Here is a 14,851-nt window from a genome sequence, read left to right on the forward strand (position 1 = left end):
TGTGACGAAATTTCGAACAGAGCTGAAAGCACAGGGGGCATCTGCCGTGCGCATCACGGGAATCACCACACACGTGGTCGGGACACCCTGGCGGAACCTGACCTACGTCCAGGTGCACACCGACGAGGGCGTCACCGGGGTCGGCGAGACCCGCATGCTGGGCCACACCGACGCGCTGATCGGCTATCTGCACGAGGCGCAGGCCAACCATATTCTCGGCTCCGACCCGTTCGCGGTCGAGGACCTGGTCCGCCGGATGAAGTACGGCGACTACGGGCGGGCCGGCGAGATCGTGATGTCCGGCATCGCGGTCATCGAGATGGCCTGCTGGGACATCAAGGGCAAGGCGCTCGGGGTGCCGGTCTGGCAGCTGCTCGGCGGCAAGGTCACCGACAGGGTCAAGGCCTACGCCAACGGCTGGTACACCACCGAGCGCACCCCGGAGGCCTACCACAAGGCGGCTCAGGAGGTCGTCGCGCGCGGCTACCGGGCCCTCAAGATCGACCCCTTCGGCACCGGGCACTTCGAGCTCGACCACGAGGCCACGCTGTACTCGGTGTCGCTCATCGAGGCGGTGCGCGACGCGATCGGGCCCGAGACCGAGCTGATGCTGGAGATGCACGGCCGCTTCTCGCCGTCCACCGCCGTCCGGCTCGCCCACGAGCTCGCCCCCTTCAAGCCCGCGTGGCTGGAGGAGCCGGTGCCGCCGGAGAACCTCAAGGCGCTGGAGAAGGTGGCCGCCAAGGTCGACATGCCCCTGGCCACGGGGGAACGCATCCACGACCGCATCGAGTTCCGCGAGCTCTTCGAGAGCCAGGCGGTCGACATCATCCAGCCCGACGTCGGCCACATCGGCGGCATCTGGGAGACCCGCAAGCTGGCCGCGACCGCCGAGACCCACTACATGCTGGTCGCCCCGCACAACGTCGGCGGTCCGGTCCTGACCGCCGCCTCCCTCCAGGTCGGCTTCACCTCGCCGAACTTCAAGATCCTGGAGCACTTCAACGACTTCGCCGACGCGGAGATCAAGAAGGTCGTCAAGGGTGCCCCGCAGGTCGTGGACGGCTACTTCGAGCTGTCCCACGAGCCGGGACTCGGCGTCGAGCTGGACGTCGACGCGGCGGCCGAGTTCCCGCAGCAGCAGGCCCGGTTCGACCTGTGGGCCGACGGCTGGGAGCAGCGCAGGCCGAAGGGGGCGCGGTGAGCACCGCGGTCCTCGTCGAGGGTCCGGGCGAGCACCGGCTGATCCCGCACGAGCCGGTCCGGCCCGCGGCGGGCGAGGCGCTCGTGCGGGTGCACGCGGTCGGCATCTGCGGCAGCGACCGCGAGGTCTACCAGGGCAACCGGCCCGAGGGGTACGTCCGTTACCCCCTGATCCCGGGGCACGAGTGGTCCGGGACCGTCGAGGAGGTCGGCGCCGGTGTCCCGGCGGCGCTCGTCGGCCGCAAGGTCGTCGGTGAGGGCTTCCGCAACTGCCAGGTCTGCGACCGCTGCCACGCGGGCGAGACGACGTTGTGCACGGCCGGGTACGAGGAGACGGGTTTCACCGTCGCGGGGGCGATGGCGAGCACGCTGACGCTGCCGGCCAGGCTGCTGCACGTCCTGCCCGACGCCTCCGATCTGAGCGCCGCCGCCCTGCTGGAGCCGGCCGCCTGCATCGCGGCCGCCGCGCTCAAGGCGAACGCGCGGCCCGGTGAACGGGTGGCGGTGGTGGGCACCGGGACGCTCGGGATGTTCGCCGTGCAGTTCCTGAGGGCGGGCTCCCCGGCCGAGCTGCTCGTGGTGGGCACCCGCCCCGACCGGGCCGCGCTGTCACGGGAGTTCGGTGCCACGGACTTCCGCACCAGGGACCAGGAGCTCCCCGACGACTTCGACGTCGTCATCGAGACCGCCGGGTCCGCGTCCGCCGCGCGCACCGCCGCCTCCCTGCTGCGGCGCGGCGGGCGCCTGGTCCTCACGGGGATCCCGGCGCCGGGTGCCGAGGGTCTCGACCCGACGGATCTCGTCGTACGGCAGCTGGAGGTGCACACCGTGTTCGGGGCACCGCCCGAGGCCTGGGCGCACACCGTGCGGGTCTTCGGCGCGGGTCTGCTGACCCCGTCCCCGCTGGTGACCCACGAACTGCCGCTCGCCGCGTTCCCGGAGGCCATCGAACTGGTGGGTTCCGGCGATCCCGAGGTCGGCAAGGTCCTGCTGAAGCCGTGACCACCCCAGCCGTACGCCGGTACGGGGTTCCTGACGGCCCCGTACCGGCGTGCACCGGACCCGGCGCACCCAAGGTCGCGAACCATGACCGAAATATCGAACGATGAAGGACAGCTTGTGACCGACGCCTCTCTCACGGCGCCCCGTCGACCCGGCGAGCCGGCCCTGGCCGCGCTCGGCCTGGCCGCGCCCGCCCTCTCCCCCGCCGACGCCTCGCCGCACACCTTCCCCGGAGGCGGTCGCTGGCGCACCGAGGTTCCCTCCGTCGAGGGGCCCGAAGCGCTCGCGGTGGTCCTCAAGGAGGCCTCGCGGCTCGATGTGCCGATCCACCGGATCAGCCAGGGCAGCGGTGTCTGGATGCTGACCGACGCCGAGATCACCGAGATGGTCGAGGCCACCGGTGAACGCGACATCGAGCTCTGCCTGTTCACCGGCCCGCGCGGCATCTGGGACATCGGCGCCTCGGCGCGCACCGACTCGCGCGGCGGCGGGCTGCGCGCCCGCGGCCACGACGCGGTGGCCGGCTGTGTCGAGGACGCCGTACGGGCGACGGAGCTGGGCGTCATGTGCCTGCTCGTCGCCGACGAGGGCGTGCTGTGGACGCTGCACCGGGCGCGGGCCGCCGGGATCCTGCCGGCCGACACGACGCTCAAGGTCTCGGCGCTGATCGGTCCGGTCAACCCGGCCTCGTACGCCGTGTACGAGAGGCTCGGCGCCGACTCGCTGAACGTGCCCAGCGATCTGACGCTCGATCACCTCACAGAGATCCGGCGGGTCTCCGCCGCTCCCATGGACATGTACATCGAGGCCCCCGACGATCTCGGCGGGTACATCCGGATGTACGAGGTCGCCGAGCTGATCCGGCGCGGCGCGCCGCTGTACCTGAAGTTCGGGCTGTCCAAGACCCCGGGGATCTATCCGTACGGACACCATCTGCGGGACCTGACCCTGAGCACGGCCCGGGAGCGGGTGCGGCGCGGCCGGCTGGCCCTCGACCTGCTGGCACGGCACGGCGCGGGCCACGACATGGCACCCCTCGGCTCCCGTCTGCCCGGCACCCTCTCGCGATTCGACACTCCCTCATAACGTTCGCACAAACCCCCTTCACAGAAGTAGACACAGTCGCGCACAATCCAACACACCTTCTCGGCCTCACCTGTAACACTCCCGGAACGTCCCCGCTCCGTGAGACTCAGCCCGGTCCAAGACATCAAGGATGATGATCATGCGTAACCGCAGAGCCGCCCTCACCGCCATAGCCGGAGCCGCCTCCCTCGCCCTCGCCCTCAGCGCCTGCGGCCAGAGCGGCGAAGGCGGCAGCAAGGAGAAGGCGGGAAGCAGCAAGGGCGGGACGATCGGCATCGCGATGCCGACCAAGTCGTCCGAGCGCTGGATCGCCGACGGCAACAACGTCGTCAAGAACCTGGAGTCCAAGGGCTACAAGACCAAGCTGGTCTACGGCGAGGACGACCCCCAGCAGCAGGTCTCCCAGATCGAGAACCTGATCACGCAGAACGTCAAGGCGCTGATCGTCGCGGCCATCGACAACAAGTCGCTGGACAACGTTCTCCAGGAGGCCGCGGACGCCCACATCCCGGTCATCGCCTACGACCGTCTGATCCTCGGCTCGAAGAACGTCGACTACTACGCGTCCTTCGACAACTCGAAGGTCGGCGAGCTCCAGGGCAACTACATCCTCCAGAAGCTCGGTCTCGCGGACGGCTCCAAGAAGGGCCCGTTCAACATCGAGCTCTTCGCCGGCTCGAACGACGACAACAACACGAAGTACTTCTTCGGCGGCGCGATGAAGGTGCTCCAGCCCTACATCGACAAGAAGCAGCTCGTCGTCCAGTCCGGCCAGACCGCGCTCAACCAGGTCACCACCCTGCGCTGGGACGGCGCCACCGCCCAGAAGCGCATGGACGACATCCTCACCAAGTCGTACGCCAGCAAGAAGGTCGACGCGGTCCTCTCGCCGTACGACGGCATCTCCATCGGCATCCTGTCGGCGCTGAAGTCGGACGACTACGGCTCCAAGAGCAAGCCGCTGCCGGTCCTCACGGGTCAGGACGCCGAGCTGGCGTCGGTGAAGTCGATCATCGCGGGCGACCAGACGCAGACCGTCTACAAGGACACCCGCCAGCTGGCCAAGATCGCCTCGACCATGGTCGACGACGCCCTCAAGGGCAAGAAGCCGCAGACCAACGACACCACGACGTACGACAACGGCGCGAAGGTCGTCCCCGCCTACCTCCTCCAGCCGGTGAGCGTCGACAAGTCCAACTACCAGTCGGTCCTGGTCGACGGCGGCTACTACACGGCCGACCAGCTCAAGTAACCGTCGAACCTCACGGATTGGAAGGCACGACCATGGCGGGACCCGTCCTGGAAATGCGCTCGATCGTCAAGACCTTTCCCGGCGTCAAGGCGCTGTCGGACGTCACTCTGACTGTCCAGCAGGGCGAGGTCCACGCCATCTGCGGTGAGAACGGCGCCGGCAAGTCGACCTTGATGAAGGTCCTCTCCGGCGTCCACCCGCACGGGAGTTACGAGGGCGAGATCCTCTTCGAGGGAGAGGTCTGCGGCTTCAAGGACATCCGGGCGAGCGAGCACCACGGCATCGTCATCATCCACCAGGAACTGGCGCTGTCGCCCTACCTCTCCCTCGCGGAGAACATCTTCCTCGGCAACGAGCACGCCAAGCGCGGCTTCATCAACTGGAACACGACCCTGCGGCACGCCACCGAGCTGCTGCGCCGGGTCGGACTGAGCGATCACCCCGAGACCCGCGTCGCCGACATCGGCGTGGGCAAGCAGCAGCTCGTGGAGATCGCCAAGGCGCTCTCGAAGAAGGTGAAGCTGCTCATCCTCGACGAGCCGACCGCGGCGCTCAACGACGAGGACAGCGACAAGCTCCTGGACCTGATCCTGGAGCTGAAGAAGCAGGGCATCACCTCGATCATCATCTCCCACAAGCTCAACGAGATCCGCAAGGTCGCCGACTCGGTGACGATCCTGCGGGACGGCCGGACCATCGAGACGCTCGATGTGAAGGCGGCGGAGACGACCGAGGACCGGATCATCAGCGGAATGGTCGGCCGGGACCTCGACCACCGCTTCCCCGAGCGCACCCCGCACCACGCCGAGGAGGGCGCCGCCCCGGCGCTGGAGATCCGCGACTGGACCGTGCACCACCCGATCGACCAGCAGCGCAAGGTGGCCGACGACGTGTCACTACAGGTGCGGCGCGGGGAGATCGTCGGGATCGCGGGCCTCATGGGCGCCGGCCGCACCGAGCTCGCGATGAGCGTCTTCGGGCGGTCGTACGGCCGCTACGCGGGCGGGACGGTCCTCAAGGACGGCGAGGAGATCCGTACCAGGACCGTCGCGGAGGCGGTCGGCCACGGCATCGCGTACGTCACCGAGGACCGCAAGCACTACGGCCTCAACCTCATCGACACGATCAACCGCAACATCTCGTTGTCCGCTCTCGGCAAGGTGGCCAGGCGCGGGATCGTCGACGAGCACGAGGAGCGCCAGGTCGCCGAGCGCTACCGCACGTCGATGAACATCAAGGCGCCGACCGTCTTCGAGCCGGTGGGCAAGCTCTCCGGCGGCAACCAGCAGAAGGTCGTCCTCAGCAAGTGGATCTTCGCGGGTCCGGACGTGCTGATCCTGGACGAGCCGACCCGCGGCATCGACGTGGGAGCCAAGTTCGAGATCTACACGGTCATCGACAAGCTGGCGGCCGAGGGCAAGGCGATCGTCTTCATCTCCTCCGAGCTGCCCGAACTGCTCGGCATGTGCGACCGCATCTACACCATGGCCGCCGGGCGGCTGACCGGTGAGTTCTCACGGGCCGAGGCCACGCAGGAAGTGCTGATGCGTCAGATGACGAAGGACAAAGAGGTAACGCGATGAGCACCGATGTGACCAACACCCCGGCCGAGGCACCGCCCGGCAAGGGCGGCAGCGGCGACACCGGGGAGAACCTGGTACGGCTGATGCTCGACGGCATGCGCAGCAACATGCGCCAGTACGGCATGCTGATCGCCCTCGGCCTGATCGTGGCCCTCTTCGCGGTCTGGACCGACGGAAGCCTGCTGCTGCCGCACAACATCTCCAACCTGGTCCTCCAGAACAGCTACATCCTGATCCTCGCGATCGGCATGATGCTGGTGATCATCGCGGGCCACATCGACCTGTCGGTCGGTTCGCTGACGGCGTTCGTGGGCGCGTTCGCGGCCGTGCTGACGGTGCAGCACGGTGTGTCGTGGCCCCTCGCCCTGGTGCTGAGCCTGGTGGTGGGCGCCGTGGCGGGCTCGGTCCAGGGATTCCTGATCGCCTATCTCGGCATACCGTCCTTCATCGTCACCCTCGCCGGCATGCTGATCTTCCGCGGTCTGACCGAGATCCTGCTCAAGGGGCAGACGCTCGGGCCGTTCCCGGGCGGGCTCCAGAAGATGGGCAACGGCTTCCTGCCGGAAGTCGGCCCGACCACCAACTACCACAACATCACGCTGCTGCTGGGCCTGGCCGTGATCGTCTTCGTGGTGCTCCAGGAGGTCCGTGACCGCAAGCGCCAGCAGGAGTTCTCGCTGGACGTGCTGCCGGCCAAGCTGTTCCTGCTCAAGCTGGTGGCGCTGGTCGCCGCGGTGCTCACCGTCACGATGATGCTCGCCAGCTACAAGGGCGCGCCGATCGTGCTGCTGATCCTCGGCGCGCTGGTCGTCGGCTACGGCTACATGATGCGCAACGCCGTCTTCGGCCGCCACATCTACGCGATCGGCGGCAACCTCCCGGCGGCGAAGCTGTCCGGCGTCAAGGACAAGAAGGTCACCTTCTATGTCTTCCTGAACATGGGCATGCTCGCGGCCCTGGCGGGTCTGGTGGTAGCCGCCCGCCTGAACGCGGCCTCTCCGAAGGCCGGCCTGAGCTTCGAGCTGGAAGCCATCGCCTCGTCGTTCATCGGTGGCGCGTCCATGAGCGGCGGTGTCGGTACCGTCCTCGGCGCGATCATCGGCGGTCTGGTCCTCGGTGTGCTGAACAACGGTATGAACCTCCTCAGTGTCGGCACCGACTGGCAACAGGTCATCAAGGGCCTGGCCCTGCTGGCCGCGGTCGGCTTCGACGTGTGGAACAAGCGCAAGGTCGGTTCGTAAGTCGGCCGGGGCCCCGTCGAACGGCGGGGCCCCCTCCATTGGGCAGGAGCCGCAAAATGGAAACGAGCAGACGTACGGTCATCGCAGCGGCGGCAGCGGGATTAACCGCGGCCACCATCGGCACGGCGCACGCGGCGGGCGGAAAGAAGCCCGCGAGGGAACTGTTCGGCAAGCTCGCCGACGGGACGAAGGTCCACCGGTGGTCGCTGGAGAACGGCGGGACACGGCTCAAGGTCCTGTCGTACGGCGGAATCGTCCAGTCCCTGGAGATCCCCGACCGGCACGGCAGGCACCGCAACGTCGCCCTGGGCTTCGGCGACCTCGACTCCTACGTCGCCTCCAGCCCCTACTTCGGCGCCCTGATCGGCCGGTACGGAAACCGCATCGGCAAGGGGCGGTTCACCCTCGACGGCACGGCCTACCAGCTCTCCGTCAACGACGGCGTCAACAGCCTGCACGGGGGCGCCAAGGGCTTCGACAAGCGCGTCTGGGACGTCGAGGGCTTCACCTCGGGCTCCGACGTCGGACTCGTCCTGCACTACACCGGCGTCGACGGCGAGATGGGCTACCCCGGCACCCTCAGGGCCAAGGTCACCTACACCCTGACCCGGCACGGCGACTGGCGCATCGACTACGAGGCCACCACCGACAGAGCCACCGTCGTCAACCTCACCAGCCATGTGTACTGGAACCTCGCCGGTGAGGGCAGCGGCTCGGTCTACGACCACGAACTCGCGATCGCGGCCTCCCGCTACACCCCCGTCGACTCGGGCCTGATCCCCACCGGGGAACTCGCGAAGGTCGCCGGCACCCCCTTCGACTTCCGCCGGACCAAGACGGTCGGCCGGGACATCCGGGTCGCCCACCAGCAGCTCCTGTACGGCAAGGGCATCGACCACAACTGGGTCCTCGACAAGGGGATCACGGCGAAGCCCGAGCATGTCGCGACGCTCCGCGACCCGTCGTCCGGCCGGACCCTGACGATCGCGTCGAACGAGCCCGGCCTCCAGTTCTACTCGGGCAACTTCCTGGACGGCACCCTGGTCGGCACCGGCGGTCACATCTACCGCCAGGGCGACGCCCTGTGCCTGGAGACCCAGCACTTCCCGGACTCCCCGAACCACCCGTCGTTCCCCTCGACGGTGCTGCGGCCGGGGCAGACCTACCGGACCAGCACGGTCCACTCGTTCGGCGCGTGACCGTACCTCACAGCCGGTTCACACGATCCGCACGGCATCACGACGATTGAACAGCGCCCCATCCGTATCCGTATGAGAGGGCGGCCCGTGCTCCCCCGCGCGGGCCACCCAGAAACGGGGGCCCGTCCTCCCCAACGGGCTCGCCCTATACGGAGGTTCCATGGCCGGCAATGTCACCTCGCTCTTTCGCGGCACCGCGGCGCACAGCCCGTCGATGGCCGCACTGACGCGGGAGGGCGACGGAGCCGGCCCGGTGGACTTCTGCATCCCCTGCAATCCCTACTTCCCCACCCCCGCGATGTTCGACGAACTCGCGGGCAGGCTCCGCGAGATCATCACCTACTACCCGAGCAGTGCCGACACGATCACCAGCGAGCTGTGCTCGCTGCTCCAACTCCCGCCGCAGTGCGTCGCGATGGGCAACGGCTCGACCGAACTCATCACCTGGATCGACCATCTGCTGGTCCGGGAGTCCCTCGCGATCCCCGTCCCCACGTTCGGCCGCTGGACCGACCAGCCGATGGAGACCGGCAAGCGGGTCGACATGTTCCCGCTCCAGGAGTCCACCGGCTTCGCGCTCGACCTCGCCGCGTACGCCAAGTTCATCCGCCAGCGCGGCACCAAGGTCGCCGTCATCTGCAACCCGAACAACCCCGACGGCGGCTTCCTGCCGCGCCAGTCGGTCATCCAGTTCATGGACGCGATGGCCGACCTGGACCTGATCGTCATCGACGAGTCGTTCCTGGAGTTCGCCGACTCCGAGTCGGAGCCCAGCGTGGTCGAGGACGCGGTGATGAGACCCAATGTCATCGTGCTGCGCAGCCTCGGCAAGAACTTCGGCCTGCACGGCATCCGCTTCGGCTACATGGTCGCCAACCCCAGTCTTGCGGGCAAGGTCCGCTCGATGCTGCCGAAGTGGAACCTCAACTCCTTCGCGGAGACCGTGGTGTTCATGCTGAAGAACCACGGCAAGGAGTACATGGAGAGCCTGCACATGGTCCGCCGGGACCGGCTCGACATGGCCCGCCAGCTCTCCGCGCTGCCCGGTCTGACGATCTACCCCTCGCAGGGCAACTTCCTGTTCGTCCGCCTTCCCGTCGGCGCCGAGGGCACGGTGGTCCGGGACCGGCTGCTCACCGAGCACCGCATCCTGGTCCGCGAGTGCGGCAACAAGGTCGGCTCCTCCAGCCGCTTCCTGAGACTCGTGGTCCGTCCGCAGACGGACGTACGCCGTCTGGTGGCCGGCCTGGAGCAGGTGCTGTTCGGGTCCAGGAAGGAGACCGCCGTACCCGAGCTGAGCAACGGGACCGGCTACGGCTCGGGTACGGCCATGGTGGACCGCCTCGTCGGCTCGACCAACGGAGCGGGCATGCAGGGGCTGGCCGCGCAGGCGAACGCCTGGCCCGGACAGCCCGCGCAGATGCCCCAGCCGCTCGCCGCCCCGGCGCCGCAGCCGGTGGCCGCCGCCGCTCCGCAGCCCAGCCTGCCCTCCGTCCCGCAGCCGCGTCCCGCCGCGGCCTCGCCCTACCCGGTCCAGCAGCCCGTCCCGGCCCCGGTCTATCCCGCCGCGCAGCAGCCCGTGGCGGCCCAGGCCTACCCCACCCCGCAGCCCTCCAGCTGGCCGGCCGCGGCGCAGAGCCCCGGTGCGATGCCCGCCCAGATGCCGCCCGTGGCCATGCAGGCGCCGCCCCAGCCGCCGCCCGGTCTCCGGCCGGCCGCCGCCCAGACCGGTGTGCCCGGCATGGCGGGCGCGGGTTCCATGGGCGCGCAGGGCGGCCTGACGGCGGCCCAGGTCCGCGGCAGGACACAGCCCGAACCGCCTCCGCCCGAGCCGGCGAACAGCGGCTGGGGAGCCGTCGGCGCCCTCCTGTACAACCAGGCCGGTTAGGCCGCGTCCGCAACGTCTCGTCCGTCCGGCGATTCCGGCCCGCCTTCCGGGCGGACGACGCGACTTTGCGGACACGGCCCAGGGCCTGTCCGGCAGTTCGCGTCATCGCCCGCCGGGCGGACCGGAATAGCCGGACAGGCCCTGGGCCACCCGACCGCCGCGCGCCCACCCCGCGCGGCCGGCCTCCCCACAGGCCGGGCGGGACCCCCGCGGAACCGGCCTCCCCACAGGCCGGCCGCGGGGACCCGCCCACGACCGACGCCCGCCCGCTCCGCCCGCCCGCCCCGCCCCGCGGGGCGCCCGGCCGCGGCGGGGTGCCGGGCAGCGTGTCCGGCAAGACACTTGACGGGCTGCCGCTTTGCGGAACTGACAGCCGGCCGACAGCAACCGCTTCTACGGTGCCGTGTCCATGACAGACACCCCCACGAACGCGATGTCAGAGGCACCCGTCGGGCGCCGGGCCGTACTGATCGCCACGGGCGCCTCGGCCGCGGCCCTGGCCGTGGCCGCCGCGGCACCCGTCGCCCCCTCTCCCTCCCCCTCATCCGCCGCCGACCCGGCCGACGCCGCTCCCGTCGCGGCGGCCGTCTGCGTCCTGACCAAGGAGATGACCGAAGGCCCCTACTACCTCGACGGACAGCTCGTCCGCTCCGACGTCACCGAGGGCAAGGCGGGCGCACCCCTCAAGCTGGCCCTCACCGTCGTCGACTCCGCCTGCGCGCCGCTCGGCGACGCCCTCGTGGAGATCTGGCACTGCGACGCGCTCGGCGAGTACTCCGGGTACGTCGGCAACAACGGCCACAGCGAGCCCGACGACGGCACCTTCCTGCGCGGCGGCGTGCTGACGAACGCCTCCGGCGTCGCGGCACTCACCACCGTCTACCCCGGCTGGTACCGGGGCCGTTGTGTGCACATCCACGTCAAGGTGCACACCGGCGTCACCCTCACTTCCGACGGCTCCTTCACCGGCGGCCGGGAACTCCACACCGGCCAGCTCTTCTTCAGCGAGACGATCACCACGGCGATGGCCAAGGTGACCCCGTACTCCACCAACAAGGTCACCCGCACCACCCTCACCCAGGACTCGGTCTACGACGGCGGAGGCGCCTCCTCGGGCCTGCTGACCCTGACGGCCCTGGGCAGCACCGCCTCCGCCGGCTACACCGGCACCCTCACGCTCGGCGTCGGGACGAGCTGACCCGGGCCTTCCCCCCACGGAGGCCGGGGCCGGTCCGCGAACCGCGGGCCGGCCCCGGCCGCGCCCATACCGCGTAATCCCCCGCGCCGGGACCGTCGTACGGCCATCGAACGACCCGCTCCTGTGGAGAATGGCCCTCCCCCCGGTTCTCGGGCTCGGACCGAACGAGGGGGGAGCACCCGTCGCCGTCCCCCCGGGAGAACCCGCATGGTGTTGAGCAGACGTACCTTCAGCGCACTCGCCGGTACCACCGCACTCGGCCTCTCGCTGAGCGGCAGCGGGAGCGACGTGGCCTGCGCGGCCGGAAGGACGGTCCTCGCACCCACCGGACCCGCGCCCGCACCGCCCGCCGCCGACGGCCGCGGGCACACCGTCGGCTTCGACCGCTACTCGATGATCGTCGACGGCAGACGCCTGGTGATCTGGTCCGGCGAGTTCCACCCCTTCCGGCTGCCGAGCCCGTCCCTGTGGCGGGACGTCCTCCAGAAGATGCGCGCCCACGGCTACAACACGGTCAGCATCTACGTCGCCTGGAACTACCACTCCCCCGCGCCCGGGCAGCACGACTTCACCGGGGTCCGCGACCTCGACCTGTTCCTGCGGACCGCCGCCGAGACCGGGCTGTACGTCATCCTGCGCCCCGGCCCGTACATCAACGCCGAGGTCGACGCGGGCGGCTTCCCCGGCTGGCTGACGGCCGCCCCGGGAGTGGCCCGCACCTCCGACCCCGCCTATCTGGAGCACGCCGACCAGTGGCTGACCGCCGTCGACCGCATCGCGTCCCGGCACCTCTACACCGACGGCGGGGGCACGATCGTCCTCTACCAACTGGAGAACGAGTACGACAACCACGTGACCGAACCCGCCGGGCGTGACTACATGGCGCACCTGTACGCCAAGGTGCGCGCCGACGGCATCGACGTCCCGCTGTTCCACAACGACAAGGGCAGGAACGGCCATTGGGCCCCCGGCACCTTCGACACGGGCGGTGAGCGCGGGCGTTACCTGTACGGCTTCGACGGCTACCCCTCCCCCTTCAAGACCCCTCCGGACTGGGGGCACTTCGGCCCCGGCGGCCTGCGGGGCGGATCGACCGCGAGCCCGGACACCCCGGGATTCATCCCCGAGTTCGGCGGCGGCTGGTTCGATCCCTGGGGCGGGGCGGAGTTCGACGGCCTCGGGTACGCCGAGTCCCGCCGCACCCGCGACGCGGCCTACGAACGGCGCTTCTACCTCACCAACCTCGCCAACGGCATCACCGTCCACAACGTCTACATGACCTTCGGCGGCACGTCCTGGGGCTGGCTGCCCGCGCCGATCGTCTACACCTCGTACGACTACGGCGCCGCCATCGACGAGGCCCGGCAGCCCACCGAGAAGCTCGTCCCGATGCGGCAGATCGGCCGGCTGCTCCAGTCGGTGCCCGACCTGGCCAAGCTCGACCGCGCCGACCCTCCCCCCGGCGACGACGCGGAGCCGGGCCCCGGCATCAAGGCGTACCACCTGGTCAATCCGGACACGAAGGCGCGCTTCCTGGTCCTGCGCAACGACACGCCCTCCGAGTCCGTCGCCACCGTCACGCTCGGCGGGGCGCGGGCCGAGGTGCCGGTGCCCGGCCTCGACGCGCGACTGCTCGCCTCCGGGATCGCCCTGGGGCGCCGGAAGCTGAGCTGGTCCACCGCCCAGCCGATGCTGTGGCTGGCCGCCGGACGGCAGGACGTCGCCGTGTTCACGGGCCGTGCGGGCGAATCGACCCGCACCTGTCTGGAGGCCGCGAGCGAACCGAAGGTCACCGTGCTGGACGGCGACGCCGGGTACGCCTACGCGGACGGGGTCCTGCGGATCGACGCCGTGCTCGGCGGCATCACCCGGGTCCGGGTGGAGGGGGGCGGGGTCCTGGCTCCCCTCCTGCTGCTGTTCGCCGACGACGAGAGCTCGCGTCTGCTGTGGCGCCACGACACCCCCTCGGGTCCGGTGCTGGTCCGCGGCCCGGCGCTGCTGCGCACCGCCGCCGTGCGCGGCACGACCGCGTATCTCACCGGCGACACCACACAGGCGGCGGACCTGGAGGTGTGGGGGCCGCGCGGGATCGGCGAACTCGTCTGGAACCAGAGCGCGTTGACGTCCCGCCTCACGTCGTCGGGGAGCCTGCGGGCCGAACGCCGGCTGCCCGGCGCGGGCCGGGTGCGGCTGCCCGCGCTGACCGGCTGGCGCCGGGCCGAGGGGAACCCCGAGTCGGCCCCCGGTCACGACGACACCGCGTGGCGCGTGACCGACAGGACGTCCTCGTACAGCATCACCGCGGTGCCCGAGGGACAGCCCGTGCTGTTCGCCGACGACTACGGCTTCCACTACGGGGACGTCTGGTACCGGGGGCACTTCGCGGACGCGGGCGGCGCGGACTCCGTGTCGCTGTCCTATGTCGCCGGTACCCAGGGGCTGTTGATGGCCTGGCTGGACGGAGAGCCGCTGGGCACCCACCGGATGCCGGTGCCGGACGAGAAGACCGTGCGCAAGGGCACCTGGACGGCCACCGCCACCTTCCCCGTCCGGCCGCGGGAGGGACGCTCGCACGTGCTGTCCGTCCTGGTCCGGCCGATGCAGCACGACGAGGACGGCCGGGCCGACGACACGCACAAGGCGGCCCGGGGGCTGACGGCCGCCACCTTCACCGGGGCCGCTCCGGCGGTCCGCTGGCGCGTCCGGGGCGCGGCGACCCCCGACCCGGTGCGCGGGCCGCTCAACACCGGCGGTCTGCACGGGGAGTTGCACGGCTGGCATCTGCCGGGCTTCGCGGACGGCGGCTGGAGGGCCGTCGCCTTCCCGCGCGCCGAGCGGCGCCAGGGGGTCACCTGGTACCGCACCGGCTTCCGGCTCGCCGTGGACAGCGGGCTGGACGCCTCGATCGGGCTGACCCTCACGGACGACCCGGCCCGCGCCTATCGCGTCCAGATCTTCCTGAACGGCTGGAACATGGGCCAGTACATCAACGACGTGGGCCCGCAGCACACGTTCGTCCTGCCCAACGGGGTGCTGCGCACCCGGGGGCACAACACGCTGGCCCTCGCGGTGCTGTCCGACGGGACCACCCCGGCAGGGCCCGGCCGGGTGGAACTGACGCTGCTGGGCAGCGCGGCCGGAGGAGTAGCGGTGGCCCCGGTTCCCTCCCCCGGCCCCGCGGGTGCGTAGGCCGCACGGG

10 protein-coding genes are annotated in these 14,851 nt (G+C 70.3%); all 10 read left to right on the plus strand.

Annotated elements, in window-relative coordinates; translation table 11 throughout:
- Positions 1 to 46 precede the first annotated feature (46 nt).
- The 10 genes from ACZ4AA_RS01700 (at position 47) to ACZ4AA_RS01745 (ending at position 14,841) form a co-directional block, all read left to right on the plus strand.
- Entirely contained in the window at positions 47 to 1,204 is a 1,158-nt protein-coding gene (locus ACZ4AA_RS01700) for a mandelate racemase/muconate lactonizing enzyme family protein (protein WP_467593591.1), read from the plus strand.
- Complete coding sequence (locus tag ACZ4AA_RS01705; protein ID WP_467593594.1) at positions 1,201 to 2,205, plus strand: zinc-dependent alcohol dehydrogenase; 1,005 nt, start codon at positions 1,201 to 1,203, stop codon at positions 2,203 to 2,205. The genes ACZ4AA_RS01700 and ACZ4AA_RS01705 overlap by 4 nt, the downstream gene beginning before the upstream one ends.
- Before the next feature lie 117 nt (positions 2,206 to 2,322).
- Positions 2,323 to 3,291 (plus strand): hypothetical protein, encoded by a 969-nt coding sequence (locus ACZ4AA_RS01710; protein WP_467593598.1) that lies wholly within the window; start codon positions 2,323 to 2,325, stop codon positions 3,289 to 3,291.
- Between the two features lie 139 nt (positions 3,292 to 3,430).
- Positions 3,431 to 4,543 (plus strand): multiple monosaccharide ABC transporter substrate-binding protein, encoded by a 1,113-nt coding sequence (gene chvE, locus ACZ4AA_RS01715; RefSeq protein ID WP_467593600.1) that lies wholly within the window; start codon positions 3,431 to 3,433, stop codon positions 4,541 to 4,543.
- Between the two features lie 32 nt (positions 4,544 to 4,575).
- Entirely contained in the window at positions 4,576 to 6,126 is a 1,551-nt protein-coding gene (gene mmsA / locus ACZ4AA_RS01720) for a multiple monosaccharide ABC transporter ATP-binding protein (protein WP_467593603.1), read from the plus strand.
- Positions 6,123 to 7,367: a multiple monosaccharide ABC transporter permease gene (gene mmsB, locus ACZ4AA_RS01725; protein WP_467593607.1), complete on the plus strand. Its 1,245-nt coding sequence runs from the start codon at positions 6,123 to 6,125 to the stop codon at positions 7,365 to 7,367. Before mmsA ends, mmsB begins: the two co-directional genes overlap by 4 nt.
- A gap of 56 nt (positions 7,368 to 7,423) precedes the next feature.
- Entirely contained in the window at positions 7,424 to 8,566 is a 1,143-nt protein-coding gene (locus ACZ4AA_RS01730) for an aldose epimerase family protein (protein ID WP_467593609.1), read from the plus strand.
- A 160-nt stretch (positions 8,567 to 8,726) separates the two neighbouring features.
- Positions 8,727 to 10,454 (plus strand): pyridoxal phosphate-dependent aminotransferase, encoded by a 1,728-nt coding sequence (locus ACZ4AA_RS01735; RefSeq protein WP_467593611.1) that lies wholly within the window; start codon positions 8,727 to 8,729, stop codon positions 10,452 to 10,454.
- A gap of 409 nt (positions 10,455 to 10,863) precedes the next feature.
- Entirely contained in the window at positions 10,864 to 11,652 is a 789-nt protein-coding gene (locus tag ACZ4AA_RS01740) for an intradiol ring-cleavage dioxygenase (protein WP_467593614.1), read from the plus strand.
- A gap of 207 nt (positions 11,653 to 11,859) precedes the next feature.
- Positions 11,860 to 14,841, plus strand: a complete 2,982-nt coding sequence (locus ACZ4AA_RS01745; protein WP_467593616.1) for a beta-galactosidase — start codon at positions 11,860 to 11,862, stop codon at positions 14,839 to 14,841.
- Positions 14,842 to 14,851: the final 10 nt, after the last annotated feature.

The organism is Streptomyces sp. NPDC024698, from assembly GCF_055559015.1.